Annotated in this window: 9 protein-coding genes; 5 read left to right on the forward strand and 4 right to left on the reverse strand. The window is 44.1% G+C overall.

The window, feature by feature from the left end:
• Positions 1–2: 2 nt before the first annotated feature.
• A complete protein-coding gene (locus tag CLIN57ABFB40_RS17605) occupies positions 3–908 on the reverse strand; it encodes a rhomboid family protein (protein WP_175631310.1) in 906 nt (301 codons plus the stop codon).
• Entirely contained in the window at positions 889–1563 is a 675-nt protein-coding gene (locus tag CLIN57ABFB40_RS17610; RefSeq protein ID WP_175631562.1) for a rhomboid family intramembrane serine protease, read from the reverse strand. Before CLIN57ABFB40_RS17610 ends, CLIN57ABFB40_RS17605 begins: the two co-directional genes overlap by 20 nt.
• 221 nt (positions 1564–1784) lie before the next feature.
• Here CLIN57ABFB40_RS17610 and CLIN57ABFB40_RS17615 point away from each other — a divergent pair, with 221 nt between their 5' ends.
• Together CLIN57ABFB40_RS17615 and argS are read left to right on the forward strand one after the other, a co-directional pair.
• Positions 1785–2057: an HU family DNA-binding protein gene (locus CLIN57ABFB40_RS17615; RefSeq protein ID WP_022136564.1), complete on the forward strand. Its 273-nt coding sequence runs from the start codon at positions 1785–1787 to the stop codon at positions 2055–2057.
• Positions 2058–2140: 83 nt separating this feature from the next.
• Complete coding sequence (argS, locus tag CLIN57ABFB40_RS17620) at positions 2141–3958, forward strand: arginine--tRNA ligase (protein WP_175631311.1); 1818 nt, start codon at positions 2141–2143, stop codon at positions 3956–3958.
• 64 nt (positions 3959–4022) lie between these two features.
• On the opposite strand, the gene topA is transcribed toward argS, so the two are convergent.
• Positions 4023–6374 carry a type I DNA topoisomerase gene (gene topA / locus CLIN57ABFB40_RS17625; protein ID WP_175631312.1) on the reverse strand — a complete coding sequence of 784 codons (2352 nt, stop codon included), beginning with the start codon at positions 6372–6374 and terminating at the stop codon, positions 4023–4025.
• 185 nt (positions 6375–6559) lie between these two features.
• Positions 6560–10627 carry a hybrid sensor histidine kinase/response regulator transcription factor gene (locus tag CLIN57ABFB40_RS17630; RefSeq protein WP_175631313.1) on the reverse strand — a complete coding sequence of 1356 codons (4068 nt, stop codon included), beginning with the start codon at positions 10625–10627 and terminating at the stop codon, positions 6560–6562.
• Between the two features lie 331 nt (positions 10628–10958).
• Between CLIN57ABFB40_RS17630 and CLIN57ABFB40_RS17635 the strand changes: the two genes are divergently transcribed.
• The 3 genes from CLIN57ABFB40_RS17635 to CLIN57ABFB40_RS17645 are packed head-to-tail and all read left to right on the forward strand — an operon-like array spanning position 10959 to position 17730.
• Complete coding sequence (locus tag CLIN57ABFB40_RS17635) at positions 10959–14099, forward strand: SusC/RagA family TonB-linked outer membrane protein (RefSeq protein ID WP_175631314.1); 3141 nt, start codon at positions 10959–10961, stop codon at positions 14097–14099.
• An 11-nt stretch (positions 14100–14110) separates the two neighbouring features.
• The gene (locus CLIN57ABFB40_RS17640) at positions 14111–15976 is read left to right on the forward strand and encodes a RagB/SusD family nutrient uptake outer membrane protein (RefSeq protein ID WP_175631315.1); all 1866 of its coding nucleotides are present in this window, start codon (positions 14111–14113) and stop codon (positions 15974–15976) included.
• Between the two features lie 17 nt (positions 15977–15993).
• Positions 15994–17730: a DUF1735 domain-containing protein gene (locus CLIN57ABFB40_RS17645; RefSeq protein WP_175631316.1), complete on the forward strand. Its 1737-nt coding sequence runs from the start codon at positions 15994–15996 to the stop codon at positions 17728–17730.
• The last annotated feature ends 19 nt before the right edge of the window (positions 17731–17749 follow it).

Below are 17749 nucleotides of genomic sequence, written 5' to 3' on the forward strand. Positions count from 1 at the left end.
TTTTATCTTTTGCTTGCGTCGAACAAGCTTTTCTTTTCTTCTGTAGTCAGACTGTCGTAACCGGACTTTTTCAGTTTTTCCAGAATGCGGTCTACTTCGTCGGACTGTGCTTTCTTGCGGGCATTGTAATCGTAATCCTTCTCACGACCGGTAGCACTGTTGCCGTAGTGCACTTTCATTTTGGGTTTACGTTTCCATGTTTTCTTTTGGAACAGTGAAATGAAACCATCCAGAATCCGGTTAATCCAGGAAGTTAAGTCAGCGCCTTTGCTCAGGCTGGCGGCAAACCAAAGTCCGGCAAGCGCACCGCCTAAATGGGCGATATGTCCGCCTGCGTTGCTTGACGTGATGGATAGCACATCAATGCCGATAACGACTAACGCCAAGTATTTGAGTCGGATAGCGCCGAACAGGAAGAGTTGTACTCGGTAGTTTGGTTCACGGTATGCCGTGGCAGCTACGATAGCCAGTACAGATGCCGATGCACCTACTAATGTGGAGCCTGCCACCTGTGAGCTGAATAAAGGAAATACATTGTAGGCGACCATATACAATAAACCGCCGCAGATACCGCCCAATACATACAAACCTCTCAGATGTTTTGCCGAGAAGAAGTAGAGAAACAGGCTTCCGAACCAGTACAGCCATAGCATATTGAACAGGATATGCAGGATGCCCGCATGCATGAACATATAGGTGAACAGTGACCACGGCTGATGGATAAAGCCGATAAACGATGCCGGCAGGGCAAAAATACCGAATATATCAGGGATATTGAAATTGAATAGTTGCAGGAAAACATTAACCAGCGTGCCGATAATAAAAATACCGACGTTGATATAAATCAGTTGGATAAAAATGTTTCCTCTTCTGAACGTTTCTTTTAAATCAGCTATAATATGTCCCATTGTTATTGCTTTTTTTTCTCCAATATAAAATCAGAATCAGTCCGAACAACATTCCCCCCAGATGGGCGAAGTGAGCGACCTTATCTCCGGCACTATTGGCTAGTCCCGCCCATAATTCGATTGCGGCATATCCGATAACAAAGAATTTCGCTTTGATAGGGAAGGGCAACGGGAAGATGAACAAGCGGTTGTCGGGAAACAACATACCGAATGCCAGCAATATTGCGTAAACAGAACCCGAAGCACCTCTGGTAGTCACCATATTCAGAAATTCTTCCATGGGGATGATTTCCGTACCTATGTTTACTTGTGCGTAATGGCTCAGTTCTGTCACATACTGGATATACTGCACCCCTTCCTGAATAAGTCCTGCACCGATACCGCAAAGGATATAGTAAAATAGGAAACGTTTCGGTCCCCAAGTTTGTTCGAGAATCGGACCGAACATGAAAACGGCGAACATATTGAAGAAAATGTGGCTGAATCCGCCGTGCATGAACATATAAGTGATAAGTTGTGCCGGATTGAAATCGCTTGCAAGGAAAAAATGCAATCCCAGATAATTCGTTAAGTCTATACCGTATCGTTGGGCGACGAGTGTACCGAAAAACACCAGTACATTGATAATTATCAGGTTTTTAGTTACAGTTGGCATCATTTTAAATTCTGAATATTTAGATAATAGTCGCAAAAGTACGAATAAATTCTGTTTTAAAGCATGAAAAAGACTTCCTATTAGCTCTTTTTCAATAATTTGCTGTGTTTTTTTTATGTTTTTATTTGATATGTTGTTTTGTTCGGCTATATTTGTGAAATCAATTCCTTGAAGGATAATCTTTTGTGTAACATATATATTAATTAATCATTTTACGTATTATGAATAAGTCTGAACTTATTAGCGCAATGGCTGCTGAATCTCAAATGAGCAAAGCCGATGCCAAAAAAGCACTTGATGCTTTCATCACTTCAGTTACTAATGCTATGAAAGCTGGCGAAAAAGTATCCCTCGTTGGTTTTGGTACTTTCTCTGTAAGCGAAAGAGCTGAAAGAACTGGTATTAATCCTTCTACAAAGGCAACTATTACTATTCCAGCAAAGAAAGTAGCTAAGTTTAAAGCTGGTGCTGAATTGTCTGCAGCTGTTGAATAAGATATATAGTTGAAAGAAATTGGAAGAGGAGACGTGATGCGTCTCCTTTTTTTGTATCTTTGCGCGCAAGAAACAACTTGATTATGAAGATAGAAGATAAACTTGTAGCGTCCGTCATTAGCGGACTGAAGGCACTCTACGGTCAGGAAGTCCCTGAAAAGATGGTGCAAATCCAAAAGACCAAAAAAGAATTTGAAGGACATCTGACGCTGGTCGTGTTCCCTTTTCTGAAAATGTCGAGAAAAGGCCCGGAACAGACAGCGCAGGAAATTGGCGAATATCTGAAGGCTAACGAACCGGCAGTGGCTGCCTTTAACGTGATAAAAGGGTTTCTGAACCTGACTATCGCATCGGCTACGTGGATTCAGTTGTTGAATGAGATTCAGGCTGACGAACAATATGGTCTGGTAAAAGCTACCGAAACTTCGCCGTTGGTAATGATTGAGTATTCTTCTCCGAATACGAACAAGCCGCTTCACTTGGGGCACGTGCGTAACAACCTTTTGGGTAACGCATTGGCTAACATTGTGGCTGCAAACGGCAACAAGGTGGTAAAGACCAATATCGTTAACGACCGTGGTATCCATATCTGTAAATCTATGCTGGCATGGAAGAAATACGGCAACGGTGAAACTCCCGAAACTTCTGGCAAGAAAGGCGACCACCTGGTAGGTGATTATTATGTATCTTTCGATAAGCATTATAAGGCGGAAGTTAAGGAACTGATGGCTGGATATACAGCACAGGGAATGAATGACGAAGAAGCGAAGGCGAAAGCGGAAGCTGCTTCCCCGTTGATGCAGGAAGCCCGTGAAATGCTTGTGAAGTGGGAAGCAGGTGACCCGGAAGTACGAGGATTGTGGGAGATGATGAACAACTGGGTATATGCCGGTTTCGATGAAACCTACAAGAAGATGGGCGTCAGCTTCGACAAGATATATTATGAATCCAACACCTATCTCGAAGGAAAAGAGAAAGTGATGGAAGGACTGGAGAAAGGTTTCTTCTTCAAGAAGGAAGACGGCTCTGTGTGGGCTGACCTGACTGCTGAAGGACTGGACCATAAGTTGCTTCTCCGTGGTGACGGTACATCTGTTTACATGACGCAGGACATCGGCACAGCTAAACTCCGTTTTGCCGATTATCCCATTGACAAGATGATTTATGTAGTAGGTAATGAGCAGAACTATCATTTCCAGGTGCTTTCTATCCTGCTTGACAAGCTCGGCTTCGAGTGGGGCAAGAGTCTGGTTCACTTCTCTTACGGAATGGTGGAACTGCCGGAAGGTAAGATGAAATCCCGTGAAGGTACGGTGGTGGATGCTGACGACCTGATGGAAGAGATGATTTCCACTGCCAAAGAAACTTCGCAGGAACTGGGCAAACTGGACGGCTTGACACAGGAAGAAGCGGATGATATTGCCCGTATCGTCGGTTTGGGTGCTTTGAAATACTTCATTCTGAAAGTGGACGCCCGTAAAAACATGACGTTCAACCCGAAAGAATCTATCGACTTCAACGGCAACACAGGACCGTTCATCCAATATACCTATGCCCGTATCCAGTCCGTACTTCGTAAGGCTGCCGAATCGGGAATCGTGGTACCCGAGCAGATTCCTGGCGGTATTGAATTGAGTGAAAAAGAAGAAGGATTGATTCAAATGGTTGCCGACTTTGCCGTTGTTGTCAAACAGGCAGGTGAGGATTACAGTCCCTCTATTATCGCAAATTATACCTATGACTTGGTGAAGGAATACAACCAGTTCTACCATGACTTCAGCATCTTGCGCGAAGAGAATGAAGCGGTGAAAGTGTTCCGTATCGCTCTGTCGGCTAATGTTGCTAAAGTCGTTCGCCTAGGTATGGGCTTGCTGGGTATTGAAGTTCCTTCCAGAATGTGAGAACTTCTGGAACTTTTTAAATAAAAAAACAGGGTGTTGGACATATATATCCAACACCCTGTTTTTATTTTTTCTTGGTGGTTCGTTTTCCTCGTTTGAAGGAAGACGTTTCCCCTTTTTCGTCTTGTATTTTGATTAACTCCAAGCAACTTTGCAGGCTCAAATCCTGTGGAACGATATCTTTAGGAATCTTATAGTTATTACCTTTATAAGTAATATAAGGTCCGTAACGACCATTCAGAATTTCCAGCTCCGGTTCTTCTTCGAACTTCTTGATGTGGCGTTCGGCTTCCTTCTGGCGTTTTTCGAGAATCAGTTGTTCTGCCTCTTCCAAAGTGATTACCATCGGGTCCATTGTTTTCGGCAGTGATACATATACCTTATTATGCAAAACATAGGGACCGAAACGGCCGATACCTACACTGACCGTCTTTCCTTCATACTCACCCAGTGTACGGGGAAGCTTGAATAATTCGAGAACTTCTTCCAAAGTGATGGTTTCTATGGACTGTCCTTTCTTCAATTGGGCAAACCGTGGCTTTTCTTCATCTTCTACCGTACCGATTTGTGCCATAGGACCGAAGCGTCCAATCTTTACCGAAACAGGCTTGCCGCTTTCCGGGTCTTCTCCCAAGATGCGTTCGCCTACCTTATGCTCTGTCTTGATAGCCAATGTGTTTTCTACCGACGGATGGAATTTATCATAGAAAGTCTTCATGATGGAAGTCCATTGCACGCCGCCTTCTGCAATTTCGTCGAAATCTTTTTCTACACTTGCAGTAAAGTTGTAATCCAGAATATCCGGGAAGTATTCGGTCAGGAAGTCGTTCACCACCGTACCCGTATCCGTAGGGAATAACTTGGACTTTTCCGCACCGGTAATCTCGGAACGGTTTTCGTCTTCAATCTGATTGTCTTTCAGTGTCAGCACATTAAAGTTGCGTTCTTCTCCGTCCTTGTTTCCCTTTTCTACATATTCGCGTTGCTGGATAGTAGAAATAGTAGGCGCATAGGTAGACGGACGTCCGATACCCAGTTCTTCCAACTTGCGTACAAGGCTGGCTTCCGTATAGCGTGGCGGGCGTTGAGTGAAACGTTCGGTGGCGATGATAGGACCGTGTTCTAGTTTCTGTCCCTTTTTCAAAGGGGGCAACAGGCGGCTTTCATCTTCCTGCTCACTGTCGTCGTCATAAGATTCGCGGTAAACATGCAGGAATCCATCGAACTTAATCACTTCACCGATAGCGGTGAATACATCGCTGCTGCCGCTTATCGTGATGGTTGCGGTTGTCTTTTCCAGTTCCGCGTCTGCCATCTGTGAGGCGATAGTACGTTTCCAAATCAGTTCATACAGTTTCTTTTCCTGTGCCGAGCCTTCTACGGATTGGTTTTCCATATATGTCGGACGGATAGCCTCATGCGCTTCCTGTGCGCCTTTAGTCTTTGTTTCAAAGTGGCGGGGATGCACATAACGTTCGCCCATCATCTTGATGATAGCGTCCTTGCTACCTATCGTTGCAAATTCCGACAGGTTGACAGAGTCCGTACGCATATAAGTGATGAATCCCGATTCGTACAGACGTTGTGCAAGCATCATGGTCTGTGCTACGGTATATCCCAGTTTACGGGCGGCTTCCTGTTGCAACGTAGAAGTCGTGAACGGTGCAGGAGGTGTTTTCTTTACCGGACGGGTGGTAATATCTTCGATAGCAAAATTAGCTCCTTGGCAAGCTTCGAGGAAAGCCTTTGCTTCTTTTTTAGTTTTGATACGGCGAGCCAGTTCGGCTTTCATTTCCACCAGTTTTCCGTCAGTGTCGGGCACGAGGAAAACAGCAGTCACACGATAAGCTGCTTCCGATTTGAAAGCATGGATTTCACGCTCGCGTTCAACTATCAGGCGGACGGCAACCGACTGTACGCGTCCTGCCGAAAGAGCCGGTTTCACTTTTCTCCAGAGTACGGGAGACAGTTCGAAACCTACGATGCGGTCCAGGATACGCCGTGCCTGCTGTGCATTCACGAGGTTGATGTCGATATCGCGTGGTTGTTCGATAGCTTTTAAGATAGCGCTTTTCGTAATTTCATGGAATACGATTCGTTTTGTGTTTTCCGGTTTTAGTTTTAAGACCTCATACAGATGCCAGGCGATAGCCTCTCCCTCGCGGTCCTCATCGGATGCGAGCCATACGGTTTCCGCCTCTTTCGCTTCTGCTTTCAGTGTGCTGACCAAAGCCTTTTTGTCTGCCGGGATTTCGTAGTTGGGCTTAAAATTCTTCTCTACGTCGATGCTGAAGTCTTTCTTCTTCAGGTCGCGTATGTGTCCGTAACTTGAAAGGACTTTAAAATCTTTCCCAAGAAACTTTTCAATCGTTTTTGCTTTTGCCGGAGACTCGACAATGACAAGGTTTTTCTGCATAATTCTTTCTTTTATAATGGCTTGTACCACAATATTCGGAGACAAAAGTAGAAAAAAAGATTCTCCCTACCTTATAATATAAGGAGAATTTAATAAAATCTTAAGATTTACATAGGTAAAAGCTAAGATTAACATTGGTAAATCTTAAGATTTGGTTTTGGGAAAAACAGATTGTCCGTGTTTGCTTACTCCATGATGGATGAAGGGTCTTCCTTGGCTTTTTTGAGAAATTCGGTAGGCAGCATACCGAATTGTTTCTGGAAACATTTGGCAAAATAGGAAGAGGAACTGAACCCAACGAGGAATCCTATTTCAGTAACCCTGTATTCACCTTCCACCATCATCCGGCAGGCTTTCTTTAACCGGGTGATCTTGATAAAGTCATTGGGAGTCATCCCGATAATTCCTTTGATTTTAGTGAATACCGAGGTGCGGCTCATGCCAAGCTCCTGTGCCAGTGTGCTGACGGAGAATTCCGGATCTTCAATATTATTCAATATAATATCCGTACATTTCTTCATAAATTCTTCATCCAACTTATTATGGACAGCCGAGTGCAAGTCGGACAATGGAGTGGAAGCATACGCTTTCTGTTGCTTTTCCCTCTTCTTTAGCAGATTGCGCAATTGCGCTTTCAGATGGAAAGGAGAAAACGGTTTCTCTATGTAGGCGTCGGCACCGGATTCCAGTCCTTTTATCTTGCTTTCCGTGTCCGTCTTTGCGGTAAGGAGAATGACAGGGACATGGGAGATGTTGATGTCCGTTTTGATTTTGCCGCACAACTCGAATCCGTCCATCTCTTCCATCATCACATCGCTGATGATAAGGTCTATGTTATTCTTTTCAAGAATCAATAAAGCCTCTTCGCCGCTTGATGCGGAGATGACAAAATACTCCTCGGACAATATCTTGGAGAGGAAATCAAGAATTTCCGGATTGTCGTCTACTACCATCACGGCGTACTGCTTCTTTATCGGTTCGTCCGGCAAGACGGTTTCCGGCTCGCCTTCTTCCGCGTTGTTTTCTGTGATAATCATGTCTTCTACCCGTTTCATGGGTGGGGCGACACTGACGGCGGCTTGTTTGGGGAAGTGCACGGAAATGGCAACCCCGCTTTTGCCGTCTTCCCTGTCTTTAGCTTCAATCTTGCCATTCATCAGTTGGATAAGAGAGCGTGTCATGTGCAGTCCGATACCGATTCCCAGTTTATTCAGTTCGCTGTTGTTCTTGACCTGGTAAAAAGCATCGAATATTTTGGTCTTCTCCTGGTCGGTGATACCGATACCGTCGTCTGTGACGGTAATTATTATTTCCGAATCATTTTCCGCCGCAGTGACGCTAATCCTACTTTTGGCGTATTTCAGGGCATTGCTTAACAGGTTGCTGATAATCTTGGTGAATGCCTCTTCATCTGTGACCATAGTCATCTTTTCGGAGATTGATGAAATATCAATGCTTATTTTCTTTTGTCTTGTAGACAATTCGAAGATGCAGGTGACTTTGGCTATTGTGTCTTTCACCCGGTAAGAGTCATAAGACAGTTTGTAAGCTCCCGAATCCACTTTCCGGAAGTCCAGTAGTTGGGTGACGAGTGCGTACAGGCGTTTATAGTTCTGTTCGATGATACTCAGGTATTCTCCGTAGACATTGTTGATGCTCGTGGTCTTCATCAGATATTCCAACGGACCGATGATAAGGCTCAACGGAGTTCGTATTTCGTGGGCGATGTTGGTGAAGAAATCAATTTTCGCGTTATATAGTTCCTTCTCCTTTTCATCATTCAACCTTTTCATGCGTGCTTTCTGTCGTTTTTCCGTGCGCTTGATGTAATACCATACGGTGAGTAAGAGTATAATCAGCAGCATAATTGCATAAATAAAGTAAGCCAGTTGTGACTGGAGAAATGGCGGCAGCACTTTGATTTTTAGTTGAATTTCGTTGCTGCTCCATATTTTGTCGCTGTTGGTTCCCTTGATTCTTAACACATATTCGCCGGCAGGAAGGTTGGCATAAGAAAGATGATTGTTGATTCCTTTAGTGAATTGCCAACCACTGTCCAGACCTTCCAGCATATATTGATAGTTATTTTCCTTAGGGGCGATATAGCTGAGAGCCGCAAAGTCGAATCCTATCATGGACTGGTTGTATTCCAGAATGATTTCATCCGTATATCCGATAGACCGTTGGATAGGCGAGTCGGGTATATTAGCCTGTACTTCCTTTCCGAAAATGGTCATGTTGGTGAGAACAACAGGCGGATTGTATGTGTTTTCACGCAAATCCTGTGGAAAGAAATAGCAGAAGCCGCCCGTTGACCCCAGGAATAATTTCCCGTCAGAAGATTCAACTCCCGAACGAGGCGTAAACTGCTCATTATAAAGCCCGTTTGATTTGGAGTAAGTTTTCAGATATTCCGTGTCGGGATTATATACGGCAAGTCCTTTATTAGTGCTAATCCATAATAAATCTCCTTTGGGGATGATAGAAGTGATGATTTTGTTGGGCAGTTCCAAATGGTCATATCGGGTGAAGTTGTCCGAATCTTCATTATATCTGCATAATCCTTGTCCGTAAGTCCCTACCCACAGTCGTTTTCTGTTGTCGATAGCTAATGTGGTAATCACATTTTTAGTGATTGAATTCGGGTTGTCCGAACGTTGATAGGCGGTGGTTTTCCCGGTCTTGATGTTGTATGAGTAAAGACCGCTGATGCTTGTTCCTATCCATATTTTTCCGTGATAGTCTTCTATGATAGCAGATATTCTGCCTGCAAAAGACCCCATTCTGGTAAAATTCTTTTGTTCGGGATTATAGCAGCAGATACCGTTGGAAGTACCTACGTAGATGCATCCGTTGCTGGCTTTATATAATATGAAAACCCGGGAAGAGGATATGGATGTTGAATCTTCCGGATTATACAGGTAGCTTTCCACTTTTCCGGTTTTTAAATCAAATACTTCCAATCCCCGTCCATAAGTGGCGGCATACAATTTGTCGCCGTCTACCAGCAGGTCATGTATGCAATAGTAAGTAGTACCTATACTTGCCGCATCCCGGAAGGGCGCGATTTCCTGTGTCTTGGCGTTGAACCGGAAAATTCCGTTATCGTCAGTTCCTATCCAGTATTGGTCGTCCTTGCCTTCTTTTATTACATTCACTACCTTTCCTGCCTGTGCGGTAGCCGATAATGAGCAACTATAATATTTGAAGTTATTCTGAAAAGCCGAATAAAACTTGATGCCGTCGAAATAAGACCCCAACCACAGGCTTTCTTCCTTATCTATATAAATAGAATAGATAAACTTATTCGCTCCGGTTCTTATCTTAAGATTCGGATTGTCGGATTGTATGATTTCTCCTTTGTCTGCCTTGAAGATTCCTATGCCGTTATCGGACGAGATAAATAACTCTCCCGGTCGGTATTCTTTAATGTCGTGAATATGATATAATAGGTTGTTCGGACTTTTATCCTGATAATTGGTAAATGTCCGTGTTGCGGGATTAAACAAGTCGAGACCGTTCTGGAAAGTTCCTATCCACAGGTTGCCGTGTGAGTCCTCAAAGATTTTCTGGATAGAGTTATCCGATAAGCTGTCGGGCAGATTGCTTCTTTTGTAAGTGACGAATGTATTTCTGTATTTGTCGAAGCAGCATAACCCTTCCGAATATGTACCTATCCATATATTCTGTTTACTGTCTTGTTGCAATGTCATCAGAATATCCTGTGAGATACAATTCGATTCTCCGGGAATGTTCCGATAGACCCGGAGACGGATTTCATCATTAGGAGAAAACCGGTAAAGCCCTTTGCCGTTTGTCGCAATCCACACTTCTCCGTCATTGTCTTCTATCATGTCGACAACATAAGTCTGTATCGTCTCCCCCGTTTCTGTTTTCGCGTTGAAAGGCCTGAACGTATCCGTCTGGGAATCATAAATGACAATGCCGCTATCCAGCCCAATCCACATTTTACCCCTGCGGTCAATAAATATCTTCTTGACGCTGTTGCTCGTCGTAGCGTTGATATATTCTGATAAATAGTAATTCTTGAATTTGATTCCGTCGAACCGGCTCAGCCCGTCGTCCGTACCGAACCACATGAAACCGCATGAATCCTGAAGGATACTATATACTCTGTTGGCTGCCAGCCCGTCGTCCATCGTGTATGAAGTGGAGAAAATGCGCTGTGCATTCACAACGAATGTGTGCATACACAGGATTTGTACGACTATCAAAAGGAGTAGTTTTTTCATGGGAGAATCGTTTAATCCGTATTGTTTTCATTTAGTATAGGACAATATTAGGAAGAATAAGTAGCAAAAACAAATGATACACAATCTTTTTGGCGCTGAAAAAGAACTTTTGAGAGTGAACGAAAATATCGTTCAAATCTTGGATAATAATTGGTGAAGGTCCTGTGCATGTATGAGAAAAAAGTATAGTTTTACTATTTTCTTGTTCTTTTGTACGGGATTCGCTAAGGAGAATTGTTTTCTCGGTTATCTTTGTCAGCATGAATTTAGATATTAGTTGCAACAATCTAAAGCATCTCAAACTTATTTTAATAACATTAAATCATGTATTATGAATGGAATTGCACGAAAGTTAAGTTTTTCATTGCAACGATTGGGTAGTGCTCTTATCATTATTTATCTTTTTGCAGCACCTTTTGCGTCGGTACGCGCTTCTGACGCAGTGACTGAGATATATCAGGAAGGTAAGAAAGCTGCTGCTCGAAAACTTACCGGTAAGATTGTAGATAAAGGTACAAAGGAGACACTTATCGGTGCCAGTGTGTGGTTGAAGGATACCAGTGTGGGAGGTACCACCGATATGGATGGCAATTTTAATATAAATATTCCGGGAGGGAAAACTGTGACGCTCGTGATTAGCTATTTGGGTTATGCTACGATAGAAAAAGAAATCTCCCCTTCGGCCAATAATCTGCTTATTGAGATGGCTCCTGACAATACTGTGCTCGAAGAAGTGCAGGTGGTGGGTTACGGTACACAACGCAAGGAGAGCGTTATCGGTTCTATCAGTACGTTGAGTGTCAGCAATCTGAAAGTGCCCAGTGCTTCTATTTCCACTAATCTGGCAGGTCAGTTGGGTGGTGTCGTGTCTATTCAGCGTGACGGTTCTCCGGGCAGTTCGGCTGAGTTCTGGATTCGCGGTATTTCTACATTCGGTGCAAACAAGACACCGTTGATTCTGGTGGACGGTGTGGAACGCTCGCTCGATTTGCTCGACCCGGAAGAAATTGAAAGCTTTTCCTTATTAAAGGATGCGACGGCTACGGCGCTTTATGGTGTACGTGGAGCGAATGGTGTTGTGTTGGTGAAGACAAAACGCGGTTCAGAAGGGAAGCCGAAAATATCTATTAAGATGGAAGCCGGTATGGTGCAGCCTACCAAGATTCCGCAAATGGCGGATGCGGTGGATTTTGCTACGATGTATAATGAAGCGGCTCCCGGAACATATAGTGCAAGTGATATAGAAAAATACAGAAACGGTACTGACCAGGATTTGTATCCGAATGTGAACTGGTTGAAATCCGTATTCAAAAAACATACTTTCAATCAGCGTGTGACTGCCAACGTGAGCGGTGGTGGTGAGATTGCGCGTTACTTCATTTCTGCCGGTTACTACCATGAAGACGGTCTGTTCATGACCGGAAAAGGAGATTCTTATAATGGTAACCCGGATTATCAACGTTATAACTTCCGCTCGAATGTGGATATTAACCTGCATCCTACTACGGTTCTTTCACTGACTTTGGGAGGATTCCTGACGAAAAGGAGAGATGCCTCCGACTCGGAAGGCGTCTGGAAAAGTGCTTTTATATTGAATCCTAACGCTTTCCCTATTCAATATTCCAATGGATATTGGGGAGGAGAAAAAGGGGTTACGAATCCTTATTGGCAGGTGACCAGAGCCGGATATGTGGAGGATTGGCAAAGTACATTGAACTCAATGGTCAGTCTGGACCAGGATTTCTCTTTTATTACCGAAGGATTGAAGGCTAATGTCAAGTTTGCCTTTGATACGCAAGCATGGCATGGCAACAAGTACACGCAGCAAGATGAAATCTGGCACGCGATACGGCGTGACGCAAATGGGGATTTGGTATTCAACTCCGAACCGGAAACTGCGAAGGGCGGACCGTGGTTTGATAATAAGTCCGGTGGTAATAATGCCACTTACCTGGAAGCCTCTATTACTTACAACCGTTTGTTCGGGAAACATCGCGTAGGCGGCCTGTTCCTGTATAATCAACGGGTAAAAAATGAAACATACAGGAATAAGAGTTATAAAGACAACATATCTTCTATCAAATCATTGCCGTATAAGAATCAGGGTATTGCGGGACGTCTGACTTATGATTACGATAGCCGTTACTTTATTGAGGGAAACTTCGGATATAATGGTTCCGAGAATTTCGCTGCCGGTCATCGCGTCGGTTTCTTCCCGGCTGTGGCTGTGGGATGGTATATATCCAATGAAAAGTTCTTCGCCCCGCTGACTGATGTGGTTTCCAAGTTGAAATTGAAGGCATCTGTCGGTCAGGTAGGTAATGACCAGATTGGCGGGGATGTCCGTTTTATCTATTTGGGCACTGTGGCTACCACAGGCAATTATGTATATGGTAATTATACAAAGACCGGCGGCGAGCGTGTAAATGAAGTGGCCAACCCGAATGTCGGCTGGGAGGTTTCAACTAAACAAAATTATGGTTTTGAATTGGGCTTGTTCAACAAACTGGAAATACAAGGTGACTGGTATCACGATGTGCGCGACCATATTTTTGTGCGCAACAACAATATCCCTGCTTATGTGGGTATGACTACCGTACCTATGGTAAACGTGGGTAAGATGAAAAGCTGGGGTTTTGACGGTTCGTTGGAATACCATGACAGGATAGGTCTGGTGAATGTGACCGGACGTGGAACATTTACCTACGCCAATAATGAAATTCTGCGCAACGGTGATGCCTTGAATAAATATCCGTGGATGAATTCTGTCGGTCAGAAAATATATCAGAAATTTGGTTGGGAAGCTGTGGGGCTGTTCGAGTCGCAGGAAGAAATCAACCGTAGCCCGGTTCAGTTTAGTGAAGGTAATCATAGCCGCCTGCGTCCGGGCGACATCAAATATCGTGATTTGAACGGTGACGGTGTGATTGATGATTATGACAAGATGCCTATCGGTTATTGCGATGTTCCGGAAATTACATACGGCTTTGGTGGTGCGATAGAATGGAAAGGTTTTGATGTATCTATCTTCTTCCAGGGCACGGCTCGCGTATCATTGTTTGAAGAAGGCTCTACGATAGTTCCGTTCACTTCCGGTTATAAGAACAACGACGGTTTCTTGAAAGGAGTAATGGAAGACCGTTGGACTGTGGACAATCCGAACCCGAATGCCCGTTATCCTCGTACGATACGTTCGAGTGATGCTTTGGACAATAATAACACAAAGAAATCATCTTTCTGGGTACGTAATGCTGCTTTCCTTCGTTTGAAGAATGCTGAGATAGGCTATACTTTCCCGAAAAGATGGTTGGAAAAGATGTCTATCCAGAATTTACGCTTGTATGTATCGGGAGTGAACTTGCTGACTTGGGCACCGGATGTGCACCTGTTCGACCCGGACTTGGGTTCCGGCGACGGAAGAAAGTATCCCCCGACACGTGTGTTTAATGTAGGTTTAAATATTAATTTCTAATACTAAAAGACATGTTGATAATGAAATCCAACTATATGAAACGTATTATGTTTGCGGCTGTTGCAGCCTTGACAATGTCGTCTTGTGATTCGTTCCTGGATACGTCTCCCGAAGACCTGCGTTCGCCCGACCAGATTTATGAGACTTATTCGTCTACACAGAATGCCATGTTCGGTGTCTATTCCTACATCCGTGATACATATCCTTTCGGCATGCCGGATACATACAGTACCAGTGACGTCGATGTGGCTTATACGAATGTGCATACATTCGATATGGGTGTGTGGAGTGCTTCGTCAGCGCAATACGATAAATGGTACACCTTTTATAAAGCGATCCGCGAAGCTACGTATTTTCTTCAGAATGTAGACAAATGCCCGGATCCGCGTCTGACTTATGACACTCGTGAGCAATGGAAAGCGGAGGTACGTTGTGTACGTGCTTATTACTATGCGCAGTTGATGCGTATGTACGGTCCGGTAATCCTGTTGAAAGACGAGCAGCCGGATTTCACCGGTACGGATATGTTTCGTGCACGTAACACATGGGACGAATGTGTTGAATGGATTACGGATGAATTTACTGACCTGATAGAAAATTCCGCCTTGCCTTTGAAATCGGAGGGTGAAACCTACGCCCGTATGAACAGGGGAATTGCCAAGGCTTATCTGGCGCGTATCCTCTTACAGTCGGCGAGCCCGCAATTCAATGGCAACCCGAAGTATGCCAATATCCGCAATGCGGACGGCACTCCTTTGTTTTCTGCCACGTATGATAAAAACAAATGGGAACTGGCACGTCAGGCTGCTTTGAGCCTGATAAAGGACGGTAATTATGATCTTGTCAAAGTGCTGTATGAAAGTGGCGCCAATATGGGCGAGATTGACCCTTATACTTCTTATAAATCGGTATTTACCACTTCACAGAATAAGGAAATGATTTTCTCTTACCTCGAAGACGGCGGTACTATTGACAAGCGTCTTGCTCCTAACAGCAACGGTGGCTGGGGGGGAGGCTACAATCCGACTCAGGAAATCGTAGATGCGTATGCAATGTCGGAAACCGGGCGTTTCCCGATTACAGGGTATGCGGACGAAGACCGTACTACACCGATTATTGATCCGGAAGCGGGGTATAAGGAAGTCGGATATTCTCAGTTTACGAATCCCTGCGAGAACAAGGAGAGGAAGACTTATAATATGTTTGTGGGACGTGAACCTCGTTTTTATGTGTCGATAGTGTATGGCGGTATGTCTTGGTTTATTCCAAAGAAAGCGGGTGAAAGAATTTATCTGGAGATGTATAAAAACGGCAATAATGGGCCGGATGCTTCTCACAACCATTTTACAACGGGATATAATATGGCAAAACTGGCTATGCCGGAATATGAAGCCAGTCCTACGAAGAATGTGAAACGGGAATTACCTTATATCCGTTACGCTGAAATTCTGCTGAACTATGTGGAGGCTGCTATCGAGGTAGGTGACTTGAAAGACCCGAATCTGCTGACATATTGGAATGCGGTGCGCAACCGTGCAGGATTGAAGAATATAGAAGCAGCTTATCCTGAGGCTATGGAAGACCAGGATAAATTAAGGGATCTGATTCATCGTGAGCGTCGTGTGGAATTTGCGTTCGAGGGTATCAACTTCTATGACTGCCGCCGTTGGCTGACAGCGGAAGCGACAGAAAAGGGAAATATTCATGGCATGAATATCCAGGCTACCGGTACTCCTGGTAAGGAAGAGTATCCGGATGCCTTCTTCCAGCGTACAGTCATAGAGAAACGTGTATTTACACCGAGTTTCTATCTGTTCCCGATTCCGCAGAGTGCGATTAACAAGAACCAAGATTTAGTACAGAACTATAAATGGTAAGAAAGAAGATGATAACGATGAAAAAATATATAAGCTTTTTGTTTGCAGCTCTTTTATTGGGAACTTCCTGTACCGATACCAGAACTGACTACATGATGGGGGATACCGCTTATTTCCCGAAAAGTGATTTGCAGAAAGAGACCTTGTACGTGATGAATGCCAATGACCATGTATATGATATATGGATTCATAAAGCAGGCTATTATCAGAACAAGTTTGCGGGAAAAGTGGAACTGGACTATAATTATCTGGTTCAATATAACACGGAAAACGGTACGGACTATGAAATGCTGGATCAGAAATATTACTCCTTTGACCGCAACTTTGTTATCGAGGCAGGGACGGATGAAGTGGCAGTGCCGTTGAGCTTGAAAATAGAGCAGCTTCTTCAGGATGAAGGATATGGGGTTTATTACGTTCCCCTGTCCGTAAGCAGCCTGACGCCGGAAGAAGATGTCTATGTGGATAAATCTCATTTTATTTTGGTGCTGGATATAAGAAAGCCGGTATTGGTGATTGACGGCACGGAAGGGGAACAAAGAGGAAATGTATTCCTGGACTTGTCCAAGGCGACTACTGAACGTCAGATTGATATTACAGCCAAACTGGATATTAACACGATGGAGGAATTAGTGGTTACTTATGGTTATGATAAGGATGCAGACAACCTGCTTACGGAAGAGGAGAAGTCTCATTTGCTGACTGCCGGATTTACGTATGCGCCAAGCGTGAAGATTCCTGTCGGTGAGAAGTATGCGGAAAATTACCTGACCCTGAAACCTGCGGAAATGCGGGACGGCAAATGGATACTTCCGGTACGTGTGGGAACGACAAATGACAAGGTCGGTTCTGATGGGAACGAAAACTGGCTGAAGCTGACTGTTATCAAAGGCTCTTTGGACAGTAAAGTTATTTTGGAAGGAGAATATGTGCAGGGTGGCGATATTATCCTTGCTTCGGACGACATACCGTCTGATAAAGAGATTGCTGATGTAAGTGCGATTGGAGATTTATCATATTCTGTTCAGGACAAGTATGGTGATAATCCGGACTGGCTGCAAGTGAACCGTGCAAACGGTAAAATCTGTATTACTGTAACCGGCAAAAACACTTCCACATGGCAAGAGCGTGTTGCTACGATTAAGCTTGTTGATGAGGAGACTTGGCTTGAAAAAGAGATTGTTGTCAGACAAGGTATGGAAGGTTGTGGAATCATCTTGAATAAATCCCTGTGGAGCGTAGTAGGTTACAGCGATCATGTTTCAGGCAAAGAATCTGTCTTGGGCAGGCTGTTTGATAATTTCTGGCCGACAAGTAAGGCAGAGGTAGGTTCCGGAAGCACGTTGTCATACATAGAAATCGGCAGTAAAGGCTCGGAAGATGATCCTGTACAGATTGTATTTGATTTGGGTGAGAACCCTCACGCGTATAATTCGGTCGGATTAGTGCCACGCCTGCAATGGGTGGGCAATTCTCCCAAGTATATGAAGATAGAGGTCAGTGATGCCGTACTGACACGTAGTGAGGATATTACAGACTGGACTCTTGTAGGTAGTGCGAAAAGAGACGCATTTACGAAAAGTGAGCTGGATGCCCATGATGCCGGTAACTGGAATGACTGGTACACTATCAAACAGTTTATTAAATGGCATAACCTTGGCGAGAATATGAATCATCGGTATATACGTTTGTCTTTCTGGGATTCATGGTATAGTACACATTGCTTCGATGAAATCTTTGTCTCTGAGAAATAATGGAATATAAAAACGATTA

The organism is Bacteroides acidifaciens (genome assembly GCF_903181435.1).
Taxonomy (GTDB): domain Bacteria; phylum Bacteroidota; class Bacteroidia; order Bacteroidales; family Bacteroidaceae; genus Bacteroides.

Excerpts from the sequence above, each read along its gene's own strand:
- CLIN57ABFB40_RS17605 (WP_175631310.1), bottom strand. The coding sequence starts at position 908 with ATGGGACATATTATAGCTGATTTAAAAGAAACGTTCAGAAGAGGAAAC.
- CLIN57ABFB40_RS17610 (WP_175631562.1), bottom strand. The coding sequence starts at position 1,563 with ATGCCAACTGTAACTAAAAACCTGATAATTATCAATGTACTGGTGTTT.
- CLIN57ABFB40_RS17615 (WP_022136564.1), top strand. The coding sequence starts at position 1,785 with ATGAATAAGTCTGAACTTATTAGCGCAATGGCTGCTGAATCTCAAATG.
- argS (WP_175631311.1), top strand. The coding sequence starts at position 2,141 with ATGAAGATAGAAGATAAACTTGTAGCGTCCGTCATTAGCGGACTGAAG.
- topA (WP_175631312.1), bottom strand. The coding sequence starts at position 6,374 with ATGCAGAAAAACCTTGTCATTGTCGAGTCTCCGGCAAAAGCAAAAACG.
- CLIN57ABFB40_RS17630 (WP_175631313.1), bottom strand. The coding sequence starts at position 10,627 with ATGAAAAAACTACTCCTTTTGATAGTCGTACAAATCCTGTGTATGCAC.
- CLIN57ABFB40_RS17635 (WP_175631314.1), top strand. The coding sequence starts at position 10,959 with ATGAATGGAATTGCACGAAAGTTAAGTTTTTCATTGCAACGATTGGGT.
- CLIN57ABFB40_RS17640 (WP_175631315.1), top strand. The coding sequence starts at position 14,111 with ATGTTGATAATGAAATCCAACTATATGAAACGTATTATGTTTGCGGCT.
- CLIN57ABFB40_RS17645 (WP_175631316.1), top strand. The coding sequence starts at position 15,994 with ATGAAAAAATATATAAGCTTTTTGTTTGCAGCTCTTTTATTGGGAACT.